At 36.5% G+C, this 26,233-nt stretch carries 22 protein-coding genes, 1 tRNA gene and 2 pseudogenes; 10 read left to right on the forward strand and 15 right to left on the reverse strand.

The annotated features are described in order from the left end of the window. Positions 1-10: 10 nt before the first annotated feature. Both B9T35_RS05715 and mdcA read right to left on the reverse strand, forming a co-directional pair. Complete coding sequence (locus tag B9T35_RS05715) at positions 11-886, reverse strand: triphosphoribosyl-dephospho-CoA synthase (RefSeq protein WP_086190152.1); 876 nt, start codon at positions 884-886, stop codon at positions 11-13. After that, the gene (gene mdcA / locus B9T35_RS05720; RefSeq protein ID WP_086190153.1) at positions 886-2,565 is read right to left on the reverse strand and encodes a malonate decarboxylase subunit alpha; all 1,680 of its coding nucleotides are present in this window, start codon (positions 2,563-2,565) and stop codon (positions 886-888) included. The genes B9T35_RS05715 and mdcA overlap by 1 nt, the downstream gene beginning before the upstream one ends. 332 nt (positions 2,566-2,897) lie before the next feature. On the opposite strand from mdcA, the gene B9T35_RS05725 reads away from it, so the two are divergent. The 6 genes and pseudogenes from B9T35_RS05725 (at position 2,898) to csrA (ending at position 8,949) form a co-directional block, all read left to right on the forward strand. Beyond that, the gene (locus B9T35_RS05725) at positions 2,898-3,212 is read left to right on the forward strand and encodes a transposase family protein (RefSeq protein ID WP_228147093.1); all 315 of its coding nucleotides are present in this window, start codon (positions 2,898-2,900) and stop codon (positions 3,210-3,212) included. Next, positions 3,160-3,402, forward strand: coding sequence for a transposase (locus B9T35_RS18815; protein ID WP_086190155.1), 243 nt, complete (start codon positions 3,160-3,162; stop codon positions 3,400-3,402). Before B9T35_RS05725 ends, B9T35_RS18815 begins: the two co-directional genes overlap by 53 nt. 29 nt (positions 3,403-3,431) lie before the next feature. Further along, positions 3,432-3,590 (forward strand): annotated as a pseudogene (locus tag B9T35_RS18820) (transposase); the annotation flags it as partial. A gap of 393 nt (positions 3,591-3,983) precedes the next feature. Continuing rightward, entirely contained in the window at positions 3,984-6,677 is a 2,694-nt protein-coding gene (alaS, locus tag B9T35_RS05740; RefSeq protein WP_171264225.1) for an alanine--tRNA ligase, read from the forward strand. A gap of 494 nt (positions 6,678-7,171) precedes the next feature. Continuing rightward, positions 7,172-8,452, forward strand: a complete 1,281-nt coding sequence (locus tag B9T35_RS05745; protein ID WP_086190158.1) for an aspartate kinase — start codon at positions 7,172-7,174, stop codon at positions 8,450-8,452. 242 nt (positions 8,453-8,694) lie between these two features. Further along, positions 8,695-8,949: a carbon storage regulator CsrA gene (gene csrA / locus B9T35_RS05750; protein WP_086190159.1), complete on the forward strand. Its 255-nt coding sequence runs from the start codon at positions 8,695-8,697 to the stop codon at positions 8,947-8,949. 107 nt (positions 8,950-9,056) lie between these two features. Here csrA and rnhB read toward each other — a convergent pair whose 3' ends face one another. Continuing rightward, positions 9,057-9,626, reverse strand: a complete 570-nt coding sequence (gene rnhB / locus B9T35_RS05755; protein ID WP_086190160.1) for a ribonuclease HII — start codon at positions 9,624-9,626, stop codon at positions 9,057-9,059. A 75-nt stretch (positions 9,627-9,701) separates the two neighbouring features. Then, positions 9,702-10,085 carry a hypothetical protein gene (locus B9T35_RS05760; protein ID WP_086190161.1) on the reverse strand — a complete coding sequence of 128 codons (384 nt, stop codon included), beginning with the start codon at positions 10,083-10,085 and terminating at the stop codon, positions 9,702-9,704. A gap of 234 nt (positions 10,086-10,319) precedes the next feature. Between B9T35_RS05760 and B9T35_RS05765 the strand changes: the two genes are divergently transcribed. Further along, positions 10,320-10,880: a cytochrome b gene (locus B9T35_RS05765; RefSeq protein ID WP_086190162.1), complete on the forward strand. Its 561-nt coding sequence runs from the start codon at positions 10,320-10,322 to the stop codon at positions 10,878-10,880. 206 nt (positions 10,881-11,086) lie between these two features. Here the strand turns inward: B9T35_RS05765 and B9T35_RS18620 are convergent, their stop codons facing one another. From B9T35_RS18620 to B9T35_RS05795, 6 genes are all read right to left on the reverse strand, one after another. Further along, positions 11,087-11,287: a hypothetical protein gene (locus tag B9T35_RS18620; RefSeq protein WP_228147086.1), complete on the reverse strand. Its 201-nt coding sequence runs from the start codon at positions 11,285-11,287 to the stop codon at positions 11,087-11,089. Positions 11,288-11,406: 119 nt separating this feature from the next. After that, positions 11,407-12,408, reverse strand: coding sequence for an adenosine deaminase (locus B9T35_RS05775; RefSeq protein WP_086190163.1), 1,002 nt, complete (start codon positions 12,406-12,408; stop codon positions 11,407-11,409). Between the two features lie 90 nt (positions 12,409-12,498). Further along, the gene (locus B9T35_RS05780) at positions 12,499-13,818 is read right to left on the reverse strand and encodes an NCS2 family permease (RefSeq protein WP_086190164.1); all 1,320 of its coding nucleotides are present in this window, start codon (positions 13,816-13,818) and stop codon (positions 12,499-12,501) included. A gap of 352 nt (positions 13,819-14,170) precedes the next feature. After that, positions 14,171-15,127, reverse strand: coding sequence for a 3-hydroxyacyl-CoA dehydrogenase NAD-binding domain-containing protein (locus B9T35_RS05785; protein ID WP_086190165.1), 957 nt, complete (start codon positions 15,125-15,127; stop codon positions 14,171-14,173). 295 nt (positions 15,128-15,422) lie between these two features. Further along, positions 15,423-16,208: a 3-hydroxybutyrate dehydrogenase gene (locus B9T35_RS05790; protein WP_086190166.1), complete on the reverse strand. Its 786-nt coding sequence runs from the start codon at positions 16,206-16,208 to the stop codon at positions 15,423-15,425. A 40-nt stretch (positions 16,209-16,248) separates the two neighbouring features. Next, on the reverse strand, positions 16,249-17,673 hold the full coding sequence (locus B9T35_RS05795; protein ID WP_086190167.1) for a GntP family permease: 1,425 nt from the start codon (positions 17,671-17,673) through the stop codon (positions 16,249-16,251). Positions 17,674-18,288: 615 nt separating this feature from the next. On the opposite strand from B9T35_RS05795, the gene B9T35_RS05800 reads away from it, so the two are divergent. The 3 genes from B9T35_RS05800 (at position 18,289) to B9T35_RS05810 (ending at position 20,751) form a co-directional block, all read left to right on the forward strand. Then, positions 18,289-19,188 carry a LysR family transcriptional regulator gene (locus tag B9T35_RS05800; RefSeq protein WP_086190168.1) on the forward strand — a complete coding sequence of 300 codons (900 nt, stop codon included), beginning with the start codon at positions 18,289-18,291 and terminating at the stop codon, positions 19,186-19,188. Between the two features lie 207 nt (positions 19,189-19,395). Next, positions 19,396-20,100: a CoA transferase subunit A gene (locus tag B9T35_RS05805; RefSeq protein WP_086190169.1), complete on the forward strand. Its 705-nt coding sequence runs from the start codon at positions 19,396-19,398 to the stop codon at positions 20,098-20,100. A gap of 3 nt (positions 20,101-20,103) precedes the next feature. Continuing rightward, positions 20,104-20,751: a 3-oxoacid CoA-transferase subunit B gene (locus tag B9T35_RS05810; RefSeq protein ID WP_086190170.1), complete on the forward strand. Its 648-nt coding sequence runs from the start codon at positions 20,104-20,106 to the stop codon at positions 20,749-20,751. 248 nt (positions 20,752-20,999) lie between these two features. Here B9T35_RS05810 and B9T35_RS05815 read toward each other — a convergent pair. The 5 genes and pseudogenes from B9T35_RS05815 to B9T35_RS05835 form a co-directional block, all read right to left on the reverse strand. Beyond that, positions 21,000-21,952: pseudogene (locus B9T35_RS05815) on the reverse strand (IS5 family transposase). Positions 21,953-22,082: 130 nt separating this feature from the next. Next, positions 22,083-22,159, reverse strand: a tRNA-Val gene (locus B9T35_RS05820). 21 nt (positions 22,160-22,180) lie between these two features. Then, positions 22,181-24,208 carry a transglutaminaseTgpA domain-containing protein gene (locus B9T35_RS05825; RefSeq protein ID WP_086190324.1) on the reverse strand — a complete coding sequence of 676 codons (2,028 nt, stop codon included), beginning with the start codon at positions 24,206-24,208 and terminating at the stop codon, positions 22,181-22,183. Positions 24,209-24,212: 4 nt separating this feature from the next. Beyond that, on the reverse strand, positions 24,213-25,121 hold the full coding sequence (locus B9T35_RS05830; RefSeq protein WP_086190171.1) for a DUF58 domain-containing protein: 909 nt from the start codon (positions 25,119-25,121) through the stop codon (positions 24,213-24,215). A 12-nt stretch (positions 25,122-25,133) separates the two neighbouring features. Continuing rightward, on the reverse strand, positions 25,134-26,063 hold the full coding sequence (locus B9T35_RS05835) for an AAA family ATPase (RefSeq protein WP_416202423.1): 930 nt from the start codon (positions 26,061-26,063) through the stop codon (positions 25,134-25,136). Positions 26,064-26,233: the final 170 nt, after the last annotated feature.

The following is a 26,233-nucleotide window of genomic DNA, read 5'->3' on the forward strand; positions in this document are numbered from 1 at the left end:
ACCTTATTTCCTATTTATTCTTAAAATAAAACTGCTCAACACTATCGATAAATAATGTTGCTGCGAGTAAATCTGCGACTCCACCCGGCGATGCTCTTCGTTCTAAAAGGTCTTTTTCAAAGACATGAAAGTAAAGATTTCCAGCCACTGTTGAATAACCACCAAGGTCTAATACAGCTTGAGCACCTTGTTGCATTCGAGCTAAACCTGCCTCTCCTGAACGATATAGAACACAGGTATCATCTAAAGTCGTCATCATTGCGAGCAAAGCATCTATTCGCGCGTTTGTTTCATTGCCCTGTATCTTTCGGCTTTTATGCAACGTCGGCAAACCAAAATGAGTAATGGCTGGAAAACCTTGCTGAGCCTGAAATTTTGCACCGTTTATTCCGAGTTTTTTCTGTACATATTGTCCGTGGCTCAAAGCCTGCTGAGGAATAAATCGATCTTCAAGTTGCGCTATTTCCCCCGCTAATTTACACAGTTCAATTGCACTCACTGATTTCGCAGTCAAACTCTTCAACGCGGCAGCTGTAACCATCAAACCTAGTGCCCAAATTGCACCACGATGGGTATTCACACCCCCTGTCGTTTCGAGCATAACCGTTTCGCCTGCACGACCAATTTCACCTATCGCTTCACGCAAAGCCAATGAACACGTTCGATGTTGAAAAGCGGCTTGCGCCATTTTTAAAAACATAGGCTTCAAACTGTGTGCAGAACGCTGCATTAACGCCAGTGTTAAATCATCATGTGCGCCACTCCCACGCTGATCTACCAATGCAGGCTTGGGTGTTAGATTCACTTCTACAATCAAAGCATCTACTGCAAAGTCTGCAAGCACCACACACTGTTGAGTGAAGTCAGGTTGAACATAAGCATTCATTACCAGCTCCTAAATTTCGCAGGCGGCTGATACAGCCCATCTGACCATGTCACAAGATCTGAAATATTTTTTGCCGCCAGTAATTCACGTGTTGCATCTGTACGACGAATTCCGAGGTCTTCTGGGAAAACCACTAATCCTTCGCGACGTAAACGCTCTGTGGTTTTAGGATCATGGTTTAAGCCAATTTCGGTCACACCTGCAACCGCAGCAATCATTGCCTGACGTTCTTCTAAACTTCTGGCTTTATACAAATACGCAATACCTTCTTCGGTTAAAAGATGTGTAACATCATCACCATAAATCATAATCGGTGCGAGTGGCATACCCGCCTTTTTTGCAACCTCTACGGCATCAAGTGTGTGTACAAAAGTTGGCTTTCCACCTTCCTGAAAAGTTTCCACCATTTGCACAACTAACTTTTTACCACGTGCCAGATAAGTATCCGTTTCAGTTGCACCTTCGGGGCGCATATCCAGCCAAGCAGGTGTAGCATGACGTCGGCCACGCGGATCATGCCCCATATTCGGTGCACCACCAAAGCCCGCTAAACGTCCTTTAGTCACCGTTGATGAGTGGCCACTGCCGTCGACCTGTAAGGTGGCACCGATAAATAAGTCGACTGCATACTGACCCGCAAGCTGACACATCATTCGGTTAGAGCGTAGTGATCCATCACGACCTGTAAAAAATATATCTGGTCTTGCAGCTACATATTTTTCCATACCCAATTCTGTACCAAAACAATGCACACTTTTCACCCATCCCGTTTCAATCGCAGGAATTAAAGTCGGATGTGGATTAAGTGTCCAATTTGTACAAATTTTTCCTTTCAAACCTAAAGATTCACCATACGTCGGTAAAATCAGTTCAATTGCAGCGGTATTAAAACCAATACCATGATTAAGTGATTGCACATTATGACGTTCATAAATTCCTCGAATTGCCATCATGGCCATTAATATATGGACAGGCTTGATATGTTTGGGATCGCGAGTAAATAATGGTTCAATATAGAAAGGCTTATCTGCTACAACGACAAAGTCAACCCAAGAAGCAGGAATATCGACTCGCGGTAAATCCTTAACGTCATCCACCAACTCATTCACTTGCACAATCACAATACCATCGCTAAACGCCGCAGGCTCAATCAGTGCTGGAGTATCCTCTGTACTTGCACCAGTATAAATATTCCCCTCACGATCGGCCATAAACCCTGCTGAAAGTACGACATTTGGAATTAAATCGACCAATAAGCGTGAATACAGTTCAATGTAGGTGTGAATGGCACCAATTTCGAGTAAGCCATCTTCAACCAGTTGGCTAATGCGCAAACTTTGTGTACCTGCAAAAGAGAAATCAAGTTTACGAGCGATACCTTTTTCAAATAAATCGAGATGTTCAGGACGTCCTACACTCGGCATAATCAGATGTAAATCATGTAAAATATCAGGATTGGTCTGTGCCAAAGAACGAGAAAGAAAATCAGCTTGTTTTTGATTGTTTCCTTCTAAAACAACCCGATCACCCACACTAATTAATGTCTCTAAAACTTTGACAATATCTTGCGTTGGAATAACCACACCATCAGCGTATTTGCTGACCATTTCTACTTTTAACTGTTTCGCATTGCGACGTGTATTCCATTTACGTTCTATGTTCGGAACTGAACTATCCATGTTATTTGCCCTAATTCTGTATTTTGATCTGAACCTATAAAAGCCTGTTCTTAGATTTTGATCAATCAACCTCAAACCACATTCATTAACTTTAAGTTAATAAATGTGGTTTATTTATACCTTATTTATAATTTGTATTACTTTCTCAATTAATTTTAACTATTAAACAACTTGCATAACTCATAAAACGTACGTTTATTTGTTGTATTTTTGAGCTCTAACTTTTCAATATTTCATGCATAATTTATGCATGAAAATATATCGATATACATAAGCTGACAGATGCTCAGTTTAAAAGACCCTCAGGCGTCTCTTGGTCTACCTATAAATTGATGGTTGAAATTCTAAATGCTCATTCTGCATCAACAGGTCGACCTCCAACACTGACTAAAGAAGACCAGTTATTGCTTTGTCTCAGTTATTGGCGTGAGTATCGAACTTTCTTCCATGTTGGAATGACCTATGCTGTTTCAAAATCAACAGCTTCAAGAATTGTTCGCGATACCGAAGATCACTTAATCAAATCTAAACAGTTCAATTTACCGAAGAAAATACCAAATGGTGGTGCTTTAGATTGGAATGTTGTGATCGTAGATGCAACGAAAATACCCGTACAACGCCCTAAAAAAACAGAAAAAAAGCTATAGTGGTAAGAAAAAGACCCATACGTTTAAAGTACAAGCCATTATTCATTATAAAACACAGCAAATTCTCAGTTTATGTATGAGTAAAGGAGCAGTTCATGATTTTGAATTGTTCAAAAGAAACCTGCATTTAATCCCTAAAGATTCCTTTGTATTGGCAGATAAAGGCTATCAAGGGATCTATGATATTTAAGTTAGATTCAGAATTAAAAAAAACACAATCGAGAAATCAATAAAAGAAGAATAGGTGTAGAGCATGTATTCGGTGTATTAAAGACCTTTAGAATACTTTCGGAGTGTTATAGAAATAGAGGTAAAAGACTGGGTTTAAGATTCAATTTGATTGCTGGAATTTACAACATGAAATTGAATGAAAAGTGAGTTATGCAAGAGATCCAATAAAACATCATACGGTTTACAAGACATTCTGATTACAGGCGTAAAAATACAACATTTAGCAGATCCTCGAAATTGTAAAACTCAAGATCATAAATTAAAACGTCAGCATATTATGAAGTTTGACGGCCAAAGTTATATTTTTAATGAATCGAAATTATTAGAAACTGATGGTATCTAGAGCAAACATATCAATTTAATTCAATACTGAATCCATACATTTGTCATCAATTCACCTTAAAATCATTGGTGGATCAGGCTTTTTCCGTTATAATTTGGCGTTTTTAAAAATTAAGCCCCCGCATGCTGATCGAGCAATGAATATAAGACTCAACCAGCGTGCTTTTAGCCAATACAAAACTAAGGAGTGACTTGGTTGTGAGTACTCGTTTAATGACAACTGCTGAAATACGTGAAGCATTTTTGCGTTACTTTGAATCGCAAGGGCATACACGTGTCGCGTCGAGTTCACTAGTACCTGCCAACGACCCTACTTTGCTTTTTACCAATGCAGGGATGAACCAGTTTAAAGACTGCTTCCTCGGTTTAGAAAAGCGTGATTATGTACGTGCAACGTCATCACAAAAATGTGTACGTGCAGGTGGTAAACATAACGACTTAGATAATGTTGGTTATACAGCACGTCACCATACTTTCTTTGAAATGTTGGGTAACTTCTCTTTCGGTGATTATTTCAAACAAGATGCGATTCGCTTTGCTTGGGATTTTTTAACGGGCGAAGAATGGCTTGCTCTACCGAATGATAAACTTTATGCCACTGTTTATCACACAGATGATGAAGCATTTGATATTTGGAATAAGGACATTGGCTTAGCTGCTGATCGTATTATTCGTATCGGTGACAACAAAGGCGAAAAATACGCTTCTGATAACTTCTGGGCAATGGGTGACACAGGTCCTTGTGGCCCGTGTTCTGAAATTTTCTTTGACCATGGTGATCACATTTGGGGTGGCTTACCAGGGACACCTGAAGAAGATGGCGACCGTTTCATTGAAATTTGGAACAACGTATTCATGCAGTTTAATCGTACTGCTGATGGCGTATTGCATAACCTTCCTGCACCTTCTGTAGATACAGGGATGGGACTTGAACGTATTTCTGCTGTTTTACAGCATGTTAATTCAAACTATGAAATTGACCTTTTCCAAAACTTATTAAAGTCTGCTGCTGAAATTATTGGTGTTGATACCTCTGAAGCCGTGGCGACTGCTCAAGCAAACAATAAACCCGTTGAATACCCAGCTTCACTCAAAGTCGTTGCAGATCATGCGCGTTCATGCTGCTTCTTGATTGCAGATGGCGTAAATCCTTCAAATGAAGGTCGTGGCTATGTATTACGTCGCATTATTCGTCGTGCCGTTCGTCATGGCAATAAAATGGGCGCTACAGGTACATTCTTCTACAAAATGTTGCAACCATTGATTGATGTGATGGGTGATGCTTATCCTGAATTAATCGCACGTCGTAGTGTGATTGAAGCAGCTTTAACTCGCGAAGAAGAATTGTTTGCTAAAACACTTGAACAAGGTTTGAAATTACTGGAAGGCGAATTAGCCAACCTGAAAGGTAAAACTATTCCAGGCGAAACAGTTTTCAAACTTTATGACACATATGGCTTCCCTGCTGATTTAACAGCAGACATTGCCCGTGAACGTAATTTAGAAATTGATGAAGCTGGCTTTGAAGTTGAAATGGCTGCTCAACGTCAACGTGCACGTGATGCAGGTAAATTCAATATTGACTATAACAGTGTTGTTAAAGTGGATGGAGAAACTCAATTTGATGGCTACGATGCAACTCAAGGTCAAGGTCAAATTATCGCAATCTATAAAGATGGCGAACAAGTTGAAGAAGTCACTGAAGGTGATGAAGCACTAATCGTATTGAATCAAACTCCTTTCTATGCAGAAAGTGGTGGTCAAATCGGTGATACAGGACTCTTCAAAAACGATACTGGTATTTTCGAAGTTCAAGATACTAAAAAATCTGGTGGTGCTTTTGTCCATCAAGGTATCGTGACCATGGGTAGCTTAAAAGCGACTCAATCTGTTGAAGCAATTGTAAAAGCAGATATTCGTGAAGCAACTGCTCGCAATCACTCTGCAACTCACCTTTTACATGCTGCCCTTCGCCAAATTTTAGGTGAACATGTACAGCAAAAAGGTTCATTGGTTGCATCTGATATTTTACGTTTTGACTTTGCCAATGATCAACCTGTAACGTTTGAGCAATTACAACACGTTGAACGTATTGTGAACCACGAAGTGATTGCCAATACGGCTGTATCAACTGAACTTTTAGACATTGAAGCTGCCAAAAATAAAGGCGCAATGATGTTGTTTGGTGAGAAGTATGGCGATGAAGTTCGTGTACTTTCGATGGGTTCAATTTCTGAAGATAAAAATTTCTCTATCGAATTATGTGGTGGTATTCACGTAAAACGTACGGGTGATATTGGTTTATTCAAAATTACTTCAGAAAGTGGTGTTGCTGCTGGCGTACGTCGAATTGAAGCAGTGACTGGTACCAAAGCACTTGAAACCGTTCAAAAAATTGATGCTGACATTCAATATATCAATGGTTTATTAAAAGCACAGAACCATCAAACTGTTGAAAAAGTTGAAGCAACCGTTGAAACAGCACATCAATTGCAAAAGCAAATTGAACAGTTGAATCAAAAAATTGCAAACCTTCAATCTGTTGAGCTTTTAAATCAAGTTCAAACCATTGCAAATCGCTCAACTTTAATTACCACTATTCAAGGTCAAGATGCGAAGTCACTTCGTAACTTACATGATAGTGTAAAATCTAAATTAGATCATTCAGTCATCATTCTTGCAGGTATTGAGGGCGATAAAGTCAGCCTAATCGCATCTGTAGCAAAAGATTTCACTGCAAATATTAAAGCTGGCGACATCATTAAACACCTAGCAAATGAGTTAGGTGGTAAAGGTGGTGGTAAACCTGATTTAGCACAAGGTGGCGCGCCACTGAATGATAAGTTTGATCAAGTGATGGCTGATTTAACAGCTTGGCTTGCGGCAAAATAAGGATCGAACACAAATAAGATCTAAGGTGACTTAGTTTTTTTGATTGAGCTTTGTTTGATCAATAGACATCTTGCATAACGCCTTTTGCATTCCCCCTCCCTTATAGGAGAAATGCAAAGAGCTTGTTAATATTTATGTAAGATGTCGAATAGATAATTCTGAGTTCACCATGATCTTCTTGTGAATATCTATCTTTTGTTATGTTGACGAAATATTGTCAAAATAAAAATGAACAATCAAATAAATGTAAAAAGCGAAAAAGGTTAAATTTTATCGTCAAGATAAAAACCAATGGCTGAATTACAATTATGGAGCCCAGAGAGATCAGTTGATTCAACTCATCTCTCTGATGCAAAGTATCGGTACAAACTTTTCCTTTGAAAAAGGGAAACTGTTACGAGCTACGTGGTATTTTGAATGCCCTGCTTTGTCAGGCATTTAAATATGTGTAAGTGCTTTAAGTCTTTAGACTTATTTACTTGGTAAGGATAGTTATGGCATTAATCGTTCAAAAATATGGCGGTACCTCTATGGGTACTCCCGAGCGCATTTTAAATGTTGCTCGTCGTGTAAAGCGTTGGCATGATCACGGTCACAAAGTTGTGGTTGTTGTATCTGCAATGAGTGGTGAAACCAACCGCTTGTTGGCTTTAGCGAAAGCCATTACCGAAACCCCTGACCCACGTGAATTAGACCAAATGGTCTCTACGGGTGAACAGGTAACGATTTCAATGTTAGCTATGGCGCTCAATTCAATTGGCGTTGAAGCTAAGTCACTCACAGGACGTCAAGTCGGCATTAAAACCGACAGTGCATTTACCAAAGCACGTATTGAATCTATTGATACTGATGTAATGACTCATCACTTAGACGCAGGTCGTGTGATTGTTGTTGCAGGTTTCCAAGGTTTTGACACCGAAGGAAATACAACAACATTAGGTCGTGGTGGATCAGATACTTCTGGTGTCGCACTTGCCGCTGCTTTAAAAGCAAATGAATGTCAGATTTATACAGATGTGGATGGTGTATATACCACTGACCCACGTGTTGCTCCAAAAGCAAAAAAAGTGGATCGCATTTCATTTGAAGAAATGCTTGAAATGGCTTCACTTGGCTCTAAAGTTTTACAAATTCGTTCTGTTGAATTTGCAGGCAAATACCAAGTGCCTTTACGCGTATTATCAAGTTTTGATAATGACGATGATGGCGCATTCGACGAAGATTTTAAACAAAATGTCGGAACACTAATCACTACTGAAGCGGAAGACAATATGGAAAATCCTATTATTTCGGGTATTGCGTTCAATCGTGACGAAGCTAAATTGACTATTTTAGGTGTACCTGATGAACCAGGTATTGCATCTAAAATTTTATGCCCTATCGGCGATGCAAACATCGAAGTGGATATGATTATCCAAAATGTTGAAGAAGATGGCACAACCGACTTCACATTTACTGTAAATCGTAGTGAATTAAAAAAAGCCAAAGCTATTCTTGAAGATACTGCACAAAAAATTGGTGCACGTGAAGTTGCGACCCGTGATGATATTGTTAAAGTCTCTATTGTCGGTGTAGGTATGCGCTCTCATGCAGGTGTTGCAAGCAAAATGTTCACTGCTTTAGCAAGTGAAGGCATCAACATTCTTATGATTTCAACATCTGAAATTAAAATTTCAGTGATTATTGAAGAAAATTATTTAGAACTTGCTGTTCGCTCATTACACACTGCTTTCGGTTTAGACCGTGAACATGGTGAATCAAGTGTGCGTGCTTAATCATTACTGATTTATAACAATACAATAGTTATATCAAGTAATAAAAAATGTGAGCCACTATAGTTTTTCTTATAGTGGCTCTGTTATATTAGCTCTGTAGGTTTTGGGGGAAATTGCAACTGTGTTGCAAGAACTGCATAATTCGTCACAATTATCTGTTAAAATCCATCAGATACCGAGGTTGTTGCTTTCATTTTTTGAAAAAACTATCGCAGGTTTAGCGTTTAAGCAAGGAGATAAACATGCTGATTCTGACTCGTCGTGTCGGAGAAACATTAATGATTGGGGATCAAGTCAGTGTAACTGTACTTGGTGTCAAAGGTAATCAAGTGCGTATTGGTGTAAATGCACCAAAAGAAGTATCTGTTCATCGTGAGGAAATCTATCAAAGAATTCAACATGAACGTGCGATGCACGAACATCTCCAGCATCTGGATCAAGATTATCAGCCTTCATTTGAAGAAGACAATACAACGCAAAACAACTTTAACCGCTAAGGTTTTAGAATGTTTTGAAAAATAAAGCGGCTCACGAGGCCGCTTTAAATTTGTCTGCCATTTGATTAATGTAAATATCAAAAACATTAAGACTTAAAAATAAAAAGTTAAGCAATGCCCAAAGCTCTTTTCACTGGGGCATAACTGCGACGATGTAAATCAATCACACCATGTGCAGCAATGGCTTCAAAATGTGCTTTGGTTGGATAACCCTTATGCTTAGCAAATCCATATTGTGGATATTCCTGATCAAGTTCATGCATTTGATGATCACGTGTCACTTTAGCCAAAATACTGGCAGCCGAAATTTCAGCATGTAAAGCATCTCCACCAACGATAGCATCACAACTCACCACCAAACCTTGTGGCACTTTATTACCATCAACTAAAACATGCTCAGGTGGAATATTTAACCCTTCTACCGCACGGCGCATGGCAAGTAAGGATGCCTGTAAAATATTAATATCATCAATTTCTATATGTGAAGCTTCAGCGATAGACCATGCCAGTGCTTTTTCTTGTATTTCTTTAAATAATTTTTCACGTTTTTTTTCTGTTAATTTTTTTGAATCATTTAACCCTTCAATTGGATTATTCGGATCTAAAATTACAGCAGCTGCAACTACCGATCCAACCAATGGACCACGCCCTGCTTCATCTACACCAGCAATTAACATGTATGTACCTATCAATATAAAAAAGAGGCTGAATAAATCAACCTCTTTAATTTTAACACGGATCTGACTTTTAAATTATCTTACCGCTTCAGCAACGCATGCATTAATTGTTTTAGTCACAGCATTTGAAACAATTGTTGCACGTGCATTTGGATCAAGTGCTGCTGTTGCCAAGTCTACTGCTGTCACGCTTTGTGGCGCTTTTTCACTGACACAACCGCAAATTTGACCTTGTACATCCGTTTTTTGATCTGCGGTCATCAATGTCGTTGCAGTTTTCCAAGCAGGTAAATTATTCAATTCAGTCGTACATTTGGCATTAATCGCAATTTTAAGTGCAACCCCACCCAATTGTTGAGTCATTGTACCCGCTGTCGCACCAGTCCCTGTTGAATCAGTTGTTGCACACGCTGTTAATACAAGAGCCAATGGTGCAAGTAGAGCAACTAATTTTTTCACGATTTTTCCTTTTTTTCTAAAAAATAAGTGTGCGTATTGTGCCTAATCTTCGAAATAGATAAAACCCAATCTGTTCTGAATTTATATAATTGCTACACTATCGACTAAACTCTCAACACTTTGCGAGCAGTGTTGCAATTTTAAAACGATTCGTTGAATTTATAACACTGATTTTTGCAATAAACATCCTTATGCTTAAAGCTAAATTGATCATCCATTTATGAGAATAACTTCATGCAAAGCGCTTCACCTTACTACACAAAAACAGCGCAATGGCTACATTGGATCATGGCAATCATTTTTATTAGCGCATGGTTGATTGGTTTCTATAGTGGGAATTTTTTAAGCTACGATGTTGATGGGAGCTTTAAAGGTAGTGTGATTACCTTACATAAAAACATTGCGACTGTGATTATATTTTTGGTCATTATCCGCATTTTTTGGCGCTATACACACCCAGTACCAAAGCTACCTGATGCAATGTCTCCGACAATGAAAACCATGGCACATTTAGGACATTTGGTTTTATATTTATTATTACTTGCTCTACCAATTACAGGCTGTTTATTTAGCTGGAGTGCTGGGCATCCTGCACCTGTGTTGTATTTATTTGAAATCCCACGTTTGGTTCAAGATAATCCTGAACTTTTAGCCATTGTGAAACCAATCCATATTTATCTATCATGGTTTGCAGGATTTGTTGTACTTGGACATTTACTAATGGCGTTAAAACATCACTTTATTGATAAAGATAATGTCTTAAGAAGTATGATTGGCAGAAAAAATAAAAGGTGAAAATAGATGTTTAGCAATATACTTCTATTGCTGACTCTCTACTTTAAAGCCTGTTGAGCACAACCCGATAAGCTGTTCATAACAGCTTGTCGAATCAACTTATCTTTTGCAGATGCATTGACACTTGCCATTACAAGCTCTTTTGTCGATAGATTATCTAATGCATGATCACTAACACAACCACACACACTATTTTGTAGATGGTTCTATTTAGCCTCTGACATAAATAATGAAGAAGCTTTCCATAATTTAGATTGTTGTAATTCCGACTGACATTGTAATTCTATCAAAGGCTTTAACATTTTCTGGGTTAATGTTGTACCCTTTTCACCCTGATTCGTTGCAGCAAAAACAAGTGTACAACTTAACGCACCAATCAACAAAATAACCCAATTTAACTTTTTCACATCACTAACCTTGAATAACAATCATTGATCTTCTTGCATAAGAGAAACTTTATAAAAGAAGCCCATTAAAAAAAGCAGTGAAATCACTCACTGCTTTTTATGACTATCTTAAATAAAAATTACGCTAAAGCATCAATTTGACGAATCCATTTTTGCTTTTCTGAATCAGAAATAAATGATGCTTCAAATGAATTTTTCGCTAACTGCTTCAATTCATCGTTCGACAAATCCAATGATTCAGCAATTGCAAAGAAATTATCATTCATATAACCCCCAAAATATGATGGGTCATCTGAATTTACAGTCACATGTACACCTTTTTGAAGTAAGCGCTGAATATTATGTTCAGCCATATCATCAACAACACACAGCTTTAAATTACTCAGCGGGCAAACCGTCAGTGGCATTTTCTCAGCGATCAAACGTTCTAAAAGTTTTGCATCTTCTTCTGAACGTACGCCATGATCAATACGATTTACTTTCAGTAAGTCTAAAGCTTCCCAGACATACTCAGCAGGCCCTTCTTCTCCTGCATGTGCAACAATGAGAAAACCTGCTTCACGTGCTTGAGCAAAGACACGTTCAAATTTTGATGGTGGGTGATCCAATTCACTTGAATCTAATCCCACTGCAATAATTTGGTCTTTATACGGTAAAGCCTGTTCTAATGTTACAAAAGCGGCTTCTTCACTTAAATGACGTAAAAAACACATGATCAATTGTGAACTAATCCCAAGTTTAGTTTTTGCATCATCACAAGCACGTTGTAAACCGTTAATCACTGTTGCAAATGCAACGCCTCGATCTGTATGTGTTTGTGGATCAAAGAACATTTCAGTATGCACGACTTTATCTTCAGCACATTTTTCAAAATATGCCCATGCAAGATCATAAAAGTCTTGTTCATGCACCAAAACATTTGCACCCGCGTAATAAATATCTAAAAATGACTGTAAGTTATGAAAATTATAGGCTTGTTTCACTTCATCTACAGATTTATACGGGATGTCGATGTTGTTACGTTGTGCAATAGCAAACATGAGTTCTGGCTCAAACGTCCCTTCTATATGCACATGTAATTCTGCTTTTGGTAAAGCACGAATGAGCTCATTACGATTCATGTTGTATCCTCAATCTATATCAATGTTCTAAATAACTTTAAATAAAAAAGGGTGTAAACTGAGTTTACACCCTAAAAATAATGCGATGAATTAACCACCAAATGCGATAAATTTAATCACCCAAAGTACTGCAATGATCCAGACCATATAAGGAACAGTTGTTGCTTTACCTGTAAACAATTTCACTAAAGCGTAGCTAATAAAGCCCATTGCAATACCATCTGCAATTGAATAGGTAAATGGCATAAATACAATGGTTAAGAAAGCTGGAACTGCTTCAGTAATATCATCCCATTCAATATTGGTGATCCCTTGAATCATCAATACACCAACAAATAATAAAGCGGGAGCTGTGGCAAAACCTGGAACTGATGCAGCAAGTGGTGCTAAAAATAAACACGCAATAAATAATAAACCAACAACAACAGCGGTTAAACCAGTACGACCACCCGCAGCAACACCTGCTGATGATTCAATAAATGGTGTGGTTGATGATGTACCTAATGCTGCGCCTGCAACAATTGCGGTTGAATCCGCAAATAATGCTTTTTTCAAACGGGGTAATTTACCATCTTTCAACAAACCTGCTCGATGAGATACACCGACCAAAGTTCCTGTTGAATCAAATAAATCGACCAAAAAGAAAACAAAAATTACACCGATTAAACTTGCTGTAAATAGACCTTGAAAATCCATTTGTAAGAAAGTTGGGGCAATAGATGGAATTGTTCCAACAACACCCTTAAATTCATTCAAACCCAGTGCTGTTGCAATTCCAGTAACCACCAAGATACTGATGATAATTGCACCACGAATTTTGAAGTGATGCATGATGATAATCAGTAAAAAACCAAACAATGTTAATAATACTGTTGGCTGTTTTAAATCACCTAAACCCACTAAAGTTGCTTGATTAGCAACAATAATTCCTGAGTTTTTCAAAGCTACCAATGCAAGGAATAAACCAATACCACCACCAATCGCAAACTTCAACGACATTGGAATCGCATTCACAATTGCTTCACGAATTTTAAACATGCTAATGGCAATAAAAACCAAACCTGACACAAAGACAGCTGCTAAAGCCGTCTGCCAAGGCACACCCATCCCCATGCATACTGAATAGGTAAAATAAGCGTTTAAGCCCATACCTGGAGCAAGTGCAATCGGATAGTTTGCAACTAACCCCATGACCATACAACCAATCGCTGCGGCTAAACAGGTCGCAACAAACACTGCGCCATGATCCATTCCTGTTTCTGAAAGAATCAATGGATTGACAATGATGATGTAACACATCGTTAAAAATGTCGTTACACCTGCGAGCACTTCGGTTCTAAATGTTGTCTTGTTTTCGCTAAGTTTAAATAAGCGTTCAAGCAAACCCGCTGAAGAATTTGGATTTGTCATTGTGAGCCCCTGTTAAGTTTGAGCTATGGGTTAAGTGATTTAGCCGTTTGGCTTGATACATTGGCAAATGTAGCTCGAATCAAGCATTCAATAAACGTACCAAAATGACATTCCGATAAAGTAAAAGTTCGAATTAAAAAAGCTGCAACAAAGCAGCTTTTTTTCAATACGCTATAGCGTTAGGACTATGCATATTCTTTATCGGATTAGATATTACAAATTATAACATACTGTTTAAAATTTTTTATCAATGACGAAAAATGAGCACTGATTAGTTCATAGTTTTTGATTAAGCGAATATGAAGGATGGAATCATAAGTTCAAAAAAATCAAATTTAAAGTTACTCAAACACTAAGGTAAATCTAATTTCTTTCGCATCTTTAATATATCCAATAAAGCAGTATCACGCAGTGACTGAAGATTTTTATCTCCCAGTTTAGTTAAAAACTTTTGCGTTTCTTCATTTAATACATCAATTTTTTCTTCAGATAAAGTGTATGGTTTCATATCTGCCCACCATTCAGACATTGGCTCACCCAAATGATGCATTGCTGCTTTAAAACCTTGCTGATTAGCCAACTGCATATTTAAATATGGACCAAAAATAGCCCAACGTAATCCTGGCCCATTGCTAATGGCAACATCAATATCTTCTGCGCTACACACCCCTTCAGAGACAAGATAAAAAGCTTCTCTCCAAATCGCTGACTGCAAACGATTCGCTACATGACCTTTAATTTCTTTATGAATCAAAATAGACTTTTTACCTAAAGACTGATAAAAATCAAATGCATCTTGAATATAGCCTTGCTCAGTCTTTTTTCCACCAATAATTTCAACCAGTGGCAGTAAATGGGGTGGATTAAATGGATGCCCAAGTACAATTCTTTCTGGATGAAGGCAATTATTTTGAATGTCTGATATTTTCAAACCAGAAGAACTGGAAGCGATGATCGTATCTTCAGGGCAATAATGGGTAATTTGTACATATAAGTCTTGTTTTAAATCAACTCTTTCAGGACCATTTTCTTGAATAAAATCTGCATTTTTAACAGCACTCGCTAAATCTTTAAAAAAAGTGAGATTGTCTAAAACTTCAGAAACATTGTTCACCAATATTTCATCGTCTGCTTTATTCAGTTCAATTAAATCGAGTAAATAAGTCTCTACCCGATTTTTTAAATTCACTTCTGCATCAGGTGCAGGGTCAAAAGCATGTACCTGAAATCCTTTATTTAAAAAAAATGCTGCCCAACTGGCACCGATTACACCTGTGCCAATAATAGCAACTGTGTTCACTTGCTTCATTGAATAAATCCCTTTGATCAAACAAGATTGAAATGATGGTCGAAGTCTACGACCAACACTTCAATTTGATATTTATATTCACGATGTTGAAAAATAATTTGATGTTTGTATATGCTTTTAAATATTGAATAGGTCGTTTGAATGTATGTAGCTATACAATAAATCTATGCTAAATAGCGCTTTCTTTTCTGCTCTAGAAAAAAAGCGCTTTTTAAACAAATGCGAGGTTTTGAATAAAATGTCTAACTAAACAATAGAAGATATAAATTTCATATCTACATCATACATACTTACCTTATTGAGCAGTATAACCGCCATCCATCACAACAGCTTGACCTGTTACGCCACCTGCTTTATCACTGGCCAAGAAAATTGCGTAATCTGCAATTTCTTCAACACTTAGTAAACGCTTTTGCGGAACCATAGCTAAAATCACATCTTCCAATGCACTTTGTTCACTGACATTTCTATTTTTTGCTAAGTCTGCAATTTGCCCACGAACCAATGGTGTATCAACATAGCCTGGGCATAAAGCATTCACCGTAATACCATCACGTGCTGCCTCCAAGGCTGCAACTTTGGTTAAACCAATCACACCATGTTTAGCACTGTTGTAGCCTGCTTTACCTGCAAAGCCAATCAAACCATTAATTGAAGCCATATTGATCACACGACCAAACTTTTGCGCTTTCATAATTGGTAAAGCATGTTTTATACCGATAAAAGAACCGACCAACATCACATTCAAAAGTTTTTGAAAAATCTCTGTTGGAAAGTCTTCAATGGCTGCAACATGCTGAAAACCCGCGTTATTAATTAAAATATCAAAACGACCAAAAGTTTGATGAGCCAATGCAATCGCACCTTGATAAGCTTGTTCATCACTGACATCACAAGGTGCAGATAAAGCTTCAAAACCATCTTTAGTCAATGCTTCTACAGTTTTTGTACATTGCTCAGCATTCATATCTGAAATAACAACTTTCGCACCTTCATGAGCAAATTTTTTCGCAATTTCAAGACCAATACCACTTGCTGAACCTGTGATAAATGCAACTTTATCTTTAAGAAGTTGACTCATTCTGTGCTCTCCATTTTATTTAGATAAAATACCAATATATTTAAACAATACCGAACCATGTAAATGCTGCAATCGCAACAAATACCGCAATCGTTTTAATCACTGTAATCGCAAAAATATCTTTATATGATTGTTTATGTGTAAGTCCTGTCACTGCAAGTAATGTAATAACAGCACCATTATGCGGTAATGTGTCCATACCTCCTGAAGCCATAGCAACGATACGATGCATCACTTCCGCAGGAATACCCATCGCAACAATTGCAGCATTATATTGATCTGCCATTGCACTTAAGGCAATACTCATTCCGCCTGATGCAGAACCCGTTACACCTGCCAAGACAGTAGTTGTCACAGCACCATTTACGAGTGGATTCGTGAATGTATGACCCAGTGCATGACTGATTAAAGCGAAGCCTGGAAGTGCTGCAATGATTGCGCCAAAACCGTACTCTGATGCTGTATTCATCACAGCAAGTAAAGAGCCACTAATACTGGCATTTACCCCATCTTTAAAACCACTATAAACACGACGAAAATCAAATAATAATGCTGTAACAATCCCAACGATCAACGCCAAACCAACAGCCCAAATGGCTGAGGTTTTCGCAACATCAACACTATATGCAGCTAAACCAATGGCATTAAAATCAAAGCCATTTGGATACCATTCTTTAATTGCCGTTGATAAATACTTATTCATCACAGCAACTAGAATTAAAGGCACAAATGCTAAAAATTGACGGAAACCTGAACCATTTGAAGTATTATCAACACTTGTATCTAACTGCTTTAACTCTGCTTCTGAAAGCGTTATCCCAGTCGCAAAACCATCTCCATTTCTTGCCGCTACTCGACGGCGCCATTCTAAATAGCTTAAACCAGTTCCCAAAACAAATATTGCGCCAATAATTCCTAAGAACGGTGCTGCATAAATATCAGTTCCAAAAAATGTGGTTGGAATAACATTTTGAATCTGGGGTGTACCTGGTAATGCATCCATCGTAAATGAAAATGCACCTAAAGCGATTGTTCCTGGAATTAAACGCTTAGGAATATTAGCTTGTCTAAACAACTGGTTTGCAAATGGATAAACTGCAAATACAACAACAAATAAACTTACACCGCTATAGGTTAAAATTGCACCTAAAAGTACAACAGTCAGCATTGCATTTTTTGAACCAATCAATTTAACAATCGTTTTCGCAATTGATTCTGCAATACCAGACATTTCAACGACTTTACCAAAGATTGCACCCAGTAAAAAAACAAGGAAATAATCTTTAATAAAGCCCACCATTTTCGGCATAAAAACGCCAGAATAAAATGGTAGAACATTTTCAGGATTAATTAAAAAAACGGCCAATAAGGCACAGATCGGTGCCATCAGAATCACTGAAAAGCCACGATAAGCTGTGAACATTAACAGCCCGAGAGATAGTAAAATAACGCATAAATCCCACATATTCTTTTACTCCATTTAAAAAGAATATATAGCAGGCTCAACCTAAATATTTTTAAAATACAAAGAGGTCTTCCTAACCATAATATAAAAATAAATAGACACCTTACATAAGACCTTTCAATTTTTCTTGATAGAAGAAAAATACTATAAGACCGTACTGAGAGAAAATGTCTAATTTAATCAGCTTCATTTAAACAATAAATTTCTTACATACAGATGAAAATCTTCTTTTTTAGACTTCTTATATCCTTCCTTTTATTTTCCTTTTACCTAAGGTGAAATAAAAAGTTCCATACAAAAAATCCAATATGCAATGATTATTTAAATGAAAAATTCCGTAGATCAAAATATAAAACAAATAACTCATGTTATATATTGAATTTTTTAATTGATTAATATAAAAAATTCATCAATCTAAAATAAATGTACAACAGACTTAAAATTAAAAACTTAAAAGTATATTTTAGAAAATTAATTTATATTTAAATTCTAGTTACTTGGCTTTAAATTAAGCGAATGTGTTCAGCCTTTATTTAGCTTATAATGATTGAAGGTATTGCTTTATCTTTAAGCAATATTTTTTGAAATAAAGATCATAAAAGATTAGGTTTACTCATGACACTGAAACAATTAAAAGCATTTTTAATCTTGGCACGTACACTAAATTATGCAAATGCATCCAATGATTTATGTATTAGCCAATCTGCTTTAAGTTTAAGTATCAAAAGCTTAGAAGAAGAACTTGGAGGTAAATTATTTAAGCGTAATACCCGCCGAGTAGAAATGACTTTAGAAGGTGAATCCCTGATTCCTTTTGCTAAAAAATTACTCGCAAATTGGGAAGACATGGAGAAAGATGTCAAACAACGCTTTAAACTAAACCGTGGGATATTGAATATTGCATCTATGCCCTTCACCACTCATGCAATTTTACCTGAAGCTATTCATCGTTTTCTTAAAGATCACCCCAATATCAGCTTTTCAATTCATGATATTCCCAATGAAAAAATTATTGAAAATATTCAAGAAGGAATTTTTGAACTTGGTATTTGTTTTGAACCAATCTTAAATGATCAACTGGAATTTAAACCTTTATTTCATGAGGATTTCCTTGCTTTAGTCCCAAATGATCATGCCTTAGCTGAACGTACTTCTGTGACATGGAAAGAATTGTGTTCAAACCCTTTTATCACACTGCAAAATCCATCTATCATTCGGCATATTATTGAACAAAAATGCTATAAAAATGATTTAGTTTTAGACCTAAAAGTAGAATGTCATCAAATTAGTTCCCTTTCACATTTCGTTGCTTATGGGATGGGTGTAAGTGCTATTCCTCGTCATTTTCAAAATTTCATAGATAAAGAACATAATGTGTTAATTGAAATAGAAGATGGGGATGTTGATATGCCTGTAGGTCTTGTTTATAAAAAAGATTTTCCGATGTCAAATATCTCAGCTCAATTTAAAAATGCACTTTGCGAATATTATTCAAATATAAATCACATCAAATAATAAATATCCTACATAAATTTTAATTTCGATTAAAGAGTGAATATAAAATACTTTTAAATAGCTTAGTACTCCATCAACCTATTAAAATAAAAATGTACTAAAAAAAGATTAATGAGTTTTTCTCATTAACCCTTTTAAATAATTAACTTCTATAGATGAATATGTCCTGCTAATAATAAATCCACTAATGGATATAGAGTTATAATGATGAATAAGGTTGTAGCGAATGCTCATGCCGCACTTCAAGATATCGTAGCAGATCATCAAGTTTTAGCTGTTGGTGGTTTTGGTCTTTGCGGAATTCCAGAAGCACTGATTGATGCATTAAAAGAAACGGGTGTCAAAAATTTAACCTGTATTTCCAATAATGCAGGTGTTGATGATTTTGGCTTAGGCAAACTTTTACAAACTAAGCAAATTAAAAAAATGATTTCATCCTATGTCGGTGAAAACAAAGAGTTTGAACGTCAATATTTAAATGGCGAACTTGAAGTAGAACTTACACCTCAGGGTACATTGGCTGAAAAATTACGCTCAGGTGGTGCTGGTATTCCTGCATTCTTCACTCAAACAGGTGTTGGTACACTCATTGCTGATGGCAAAGAAGTCCGTGAATTTGATGGCAAAAAATATATTTTAGAACGATCTCTGACTGCTGACGTTGCTTTAGTCAAAGCTTATAAAGCAGATAAAGCCGGCAATTTAGTGTTCCGTAAAACAGCACGTAACTTTAACCCAGAATGTGCTGTTGCTGGGAAATTTACAATTGTTGAAGTGGAACACATTGTAGAAATTGGTGAAATTGATCCTGATGAAATTCATTTATCAGGCATTTATATCAACCGAATTATACTCAATGCAGCACCTGAAAAGCGCATTGAACAATTGACCTTAAAAGCAGTGGAGGCTTAAATCATGGCTTGGACACGCAATGAAATGGCACAACGCGCAGCACTTGAACTTGAAGATGGTTTTTATGTCAACTTAGGGATTGGTCTTCCAACACTTGTTGCCAACTATATTCCAGAAGACATTAATGTTTGGCTACAGTCAGAAAATGGTTTATTGGGTATTGATGAATTCCCGACTGCTGAAACCGTCGATGCTGATTTAATTAATGCAGGTAAACAAACAGTAACTGCTCGAAAAGGCGCATCATTTTTTTCTAGTTCAGAATCTTTTGCCATGATCCGTGGTGGTCATGTCAACATCGCCATTTTAGGTGCAATGGAAGTATCCAAAACTGGTGATTTAGCCAATTGGATGATTCCAGGTAAAAAAGTAAAAGGCATGGGCGGTGCAATGGATTTAGTTGCAGGCGTTCAAAAAGTTGTGGTACTGATGGAACACAATGCGAAAGATGGCAGTCCTAAAATTGTGAAACAATGCAGCCTTCCACTCACAGGACAGGCCGTGGTTAATCGTATCATCACTGACTTAGGCGTTATGGATATTACAGCAAATGGTGTTCAACTCATTGAGCTTGCTAAAGATGTCAGTTTAGAACAAATTAAAGCTGCAACAGGAATAGAATTCCTGAATAAAGATTTAAATGTTGCCTAATCGTATTTAGTCTTCTGTATCAATAAATATATTTTAGAGCAGTCTAGACTGCTCTAATTTTTTCTTAAGAATTGAAAAGCCCCAAACATCGAATAATTAAGGCTTTTATTAGAATGGTTTCACCTTCATTAAATAACTTTTCTAACCTAAATTCCAATTAAATCAATAATAAGTTATTACAATAGACAACTCGCATAGGCTTTGTTGCATAAATATTTTAAAGATAAAGCTACCTAGATTACTCAAATTTAAGATGCAATTTGGGTGTGAGGACGACCTAATTTTTGAATTTATTCAAGATCGCTACGCGTACATGAATCTCATTCACCTGACCAGGAAAGCTCCTTGCCGTTAATTTATCTCCTAATAATTTGACGCAATGCATCTCGATTTCCACCAAACTTCGACGATGGTATCCAGACCACTTTTTCCAAATGGTTTTTCCTAGCTGTTTGACTGTTTTCAATAATTCATTCCGCTCAATGGACCTTACTTGTTTATCTTTCCAAGGCTCTGCATTCTTTCTTGGTGGACTGACTGCATATGCTTGATGATCTGAAATGAGCTGTCGGCAGCATTTAGTGTCATAAGCTTCATCGCTATAAACAGAGTCAATCTTCTCATCCAATAGAATTTGAGCGAGTAAGTTTTCTAGTACTTTTGAGTCACTGACATCGTTCGTAGTGAGCTGAACAGTACGTATTTGCAGGGTTTTAGCATATATGCCGATATGAAGTTTACGCCATTGGCGACGATATTCAGGTGCATATTTTTTCGTTTCCATTCACCTTAACCTAAAAACTTCAAGCCAGTAAAATCTACGATGAGCAGTATATTGTGCAAGGAAGAGGATCACTACTTTTTTGATAGCTAACGCAATATCAATGTACTTTTGTCTTCTGCAAAGTGTAGAGTACGAATATCACTGATATTCGGGGCTGTCTAGCCCAGAAAGTTTAATAAAACTTTGGACAAAGCCTGTGACCATACGTAAAGAAAGTCTAAAGAGATATTTGATCATCAAACAGCATTGAATAGCTGTATCGGAATAGATTTGATTTCGACAGTGTTTACCTTTTGGCTAAGCATACCACTGAGTGTTAGGATCAAACCAAATAGAAATATTACCTCGGTTGATTAAGGCTCGATTGTATGAGGACCAATTCATTGTACGGTAGGTTTTAGGTATTGGCTTATTCATCTGGAAACTATATTGCTGAATAAACATTTGATAATAGCTTCGTGTAACAAATCCTATTAAATGCAACAGGTTTAACAATCAAGAGACATTAAAAAAGGCTTACAAGTTATACTTGTAAGCCTTTGAATATTGGTAGGTATAAGCAGACTCGAACTGCTGACCTCTACGATGTCAACGTAGCGCTCTAACCAACTGAGCTATACACCTAATATATGGAAAGCATGATATTCATTTTTCAGAATCAAGACAAGGCTTTTTAGCTTTTTTTAGTTCGGTAGAACATTCTTTGAGCAAGTTTTTTAAATTTGATAAAACTTTACTATCTTTCTGTTCTAAATACATAATTTTTTGAAATAAAAGATTAGCTTGGTCAAATAAATCTGCTCGATTAGAATCCTTCGATAATCGTTTCATCCATTGTTGGAAAGTTTCATAATCTGCTTTTTTATGCTCAAGTAATAATTGTTTAGAAAATACATCTAGTACACAATCCAAAGCAGAACGTTGCTTATACTGTTTCCACTTATATACAACAACATATACAAAGCTAAGAAACAATAAACCTAAAATCAAAATAATTCCAAAACCATAGCCAGTATCTAGACCTAACTTTTTAAGCCAATTATTCTGTTTTTCTGCGTCATAACCAATAATCTTACTTTGCCATTGATAACTGGCGTAATCACTCCAAATTCTTAACTCTTTTAACATTGAATACTGTTGATAATGCCAATTTGACTCCTCTGTATTGCCAAAAATTTGCTGATCATTTGCAATATAATCTTGCATACCTTGATCAATACGTTGCGGAGCAACAATAAAAGTAGGATCTACTCTCTGCCACTGATCATTTACATATACCTCCGTCCATGCATGAGCATCAAGTTGTCTTACCTCCCAACTTTGACCATCAGGTGCAAGTGCTCCACCTTGATACCCCACTACAACACGTGCAGGAATTCCCACATAACGCATCAACATGACAAAACTAGATGCATAATGTTCACAAAAGCCTTGTCGGGACTGAAATAGAAAATCATCAACTCTATTTTGTCCTAAACGCCCAGGACTTAAAGTATAAATAAAATGATTATTTTTATACCATTGCAATACATTAGATATATATTTCCCAGGGTTTTGATCGCTCGCTTTAAATAATTGTTGTGCTAATTCTTGGGATTTTGTATCTACGCGCTGTATATATTGCTGATTATATTTTTGCTCAAACTCTAAATAATGAGCATCTTTTTCAGAAGCAATTTTATTGGTTACCCATTTCAAGCGAATGGGTTGAGTCCTTTGTACTGCTCGATTTGGTGTAATCGACCAATCTTGATGTAATTGAAACTGAGGGTCTAAAGGGACGGATTTTTCTAAACCCATCACCCATTGCGTTCGATAATCTGCAGCTAAATATTGATACTCAAATATTGACTTTTCTTGATTTGAACGCTCAATCTGTTTTACTTGTTTATTAAAATCACTGCTTGTCCATGTTGTTCCATCATACTGATCTAACACCATCGCTCGCCAATATAAATCTTGACGAGGTGGTAATTGTTTCATATTTCCAAGAATTCGAAATGCTAAAGCAGAAGATTGAGATAACTCTGCAATATCGCCTGGTGACATTCGATCACTTACCCCAGTGACTGCTTTATTACTCGAAATCGGTATTTGCCAAAGTGGCGGTAATCTTGGGAAAAATAAAAAAAGTAAAATAAAGAACGGAAGCGCTAAACCAATGAATTTTAGAATATGCTTTATATCAGTTTTTAAAGACTGAACTGTTGTTACAACATGTTGATATTGACTGGTTTGAATTCGATATAATCCAACCAAACAGCTGATTAAGCAGGCTAAAACAATCAATGCCATCCAAAAAGATTGGCTGTATAAAAATAAACTTGCACTGACAAAAAGTGCAAAATTAAAAAGAATAATCAAATCTCTTTTTTTCTGTGTTTCTAATGCTTTTGCATATAAAAAAGTTGCCAGTACAGCTGTTCCCGCTTCAACCCCTAAAAAGCTTTTATAGCTGATGTATATAATGGCTAAAGCCACTAATACGAATAATATTTTCGCTAGTTTAGGAAAATCTGTCTTTTTTTTCTGAACTTGTTTTTGATAAAACCAAAATAAAGCGACTATTTGTATAAAAAATAGAATGCTTAAGAAAACGGGAATAAATGCAATTTGAGCAAGCCAAATCAGACTTAGCATGAGTAGAATTGAAATTTGTATAGAACGATTCATCATTTTAAGCCTGTGCCAATAATTTTTTGGCGACGTGATAATGTAATTCACCTACCCCAAAATCAGTTTGTGCTTTAGGCAAAATCAATGCATAACGCATTTGAAGTTGTTCACATCCATCAACCAAGCCCATCATTAAACTGAGTTTTTCTTCATGTTCTATACTCGGCATTTTTGCATAATCAATACGAATTGAATATGCATCCGTTTGATCTTCAAATTGTTTCACATAGAGACCTTGCCCTCGCGCAGCCTGTTTCCATGAAATGGATTGCAAAGAATCACCTTCTTTAAATGAGCGTAATTCTCGAAATTCATCTAAATCAGGTAAACCATTATTGGCTGATGACTGTTGTACCTTTGAAGATTGATATGGAAATGGGGCTATCCAAATTTCATGGGCTAAATAAAGATACGTCCAAGATCTAACAATCCCCAAAGGATAAGTCGAAAATATTTGAATGACAGGAATTTGATATGCCCCACGTGCTAAGGGAATAAAATTCAATTCGAAACTTTGTTGAAGTTCTTCAAATAAAATAGGCGAAATCTGATCATCGACTTTAAAGTTTAAATATTTGGGGCTTTTAGTTTGCTGTTTTAAAATAATTTTTACAGTCAATACATCATTCACTCGCCCTATTTCAGGTACAAGTACTTCTATCGTCAAGGCATGTAATTGCTTAAAAGTTAAATAAAAACTAATACAGAGAATGGCACTAATCAAAAAACAAAAACCGAGAATTAAATTATTTGCATAATTAATGCCTGCAATAAAAGTAATAAGAATCAAAACTAAATATAAAAAACCTTGTTGGTAGATAAAAACAAAGACATTATTTTGTTTTAACGTCCGAATACCTTGATATTGAAAACGTTGATGTAACCATTTCTGAAATCGTGTCTTCTGCATAACCACATCGCCCTAGCCTTTTACTGCTACATTTTTCATGAGGTGCAAAGTCTCAATTTCACCCAATCCAATGCGATGTGAAGCCACTGCAACAAAAATAGCTTGAACATCATCTACGATGACAAAATTACGTTTTTCAATTAATGCATACGCTTGTGCTGCTTTCTTTAAGGCTAAAAGACCACGTGTAGATAAACCATGATGTCCTTTACGTGTTTCTTCAGCTAAATCTAAAAGGTACTCAAAAACAATGTCACTCATTGAAACTTGATTCACCCATTGCTGTAATTGCAAAATTTCATATTGGAGAAAGACTGAAGATAAACTGGCGATTAATGTATGCCGTGAATTCTGCTGTAATAGTAATTTTTCAGCAGAACGAGATGGATATCCTAAGGATAAACGCATAAGAAATCGATCAAGTTGCGATTCAGGTAATGCATAAGTTCCACTTTGAAAGAGTGGATTCTGTGTTGCAATCACCCAAAATGGTTTTGGCAACTCATAACGTGTACCATCTATTGTGACATTACCCTCTTCCATTGCTTCAAGCAATGCACTTTGAGTTTTCGGACTGCAACGGTTAATTTCATCTGCCAATAAAATTTGGGTAAAAATCGGTCCTTGTTTAAATTCAAATTGATGTTCTTTTTGATTAAACATATTGATGCCAATCACATCACTTGCAAGCATGTCATTGGTAAATTGAATCCGTTGAAAATCTAATCCTGTAAGGTGCGATAAACTACTGGCTAAAGTGGTTTTACCTAAGCCGGGCAAATCTTCAAAAAGGAGATGTCCACCTGCCAATAAGCTACATAAAGCCAATTTAGTTTGTTGATTTTTATCTAAGATAATTTGATTGATTTGATTTAGGAATTCATCAATTTTAGGATAAAAAGGCGATAATTCATTTTCAGTAATGACTTCAATAGATTCCACACTTTTTGTTTTCGTCGCGCCCCAAATCACCTTTTATTCCCCAATAAAAAACAGATAGATGATTAACATACACTGTTTTTTATTTTTCCCCAAAAGATCAAATCTTTAATTCTAATAATTTAAGCAATATAGCTATAATCAACCTTATTTTTAATACTAGAATATTTCTG

Origin of the sequence: Acinetobacter sp. ANC 3832, assembly GCF_002135415.1 — a bacterium.
GTDB lineage: Bacteria > Pseudomonadota > Gammaproteobacteria > Pseudomonadales > Moraxellaceae > Acinetobacter.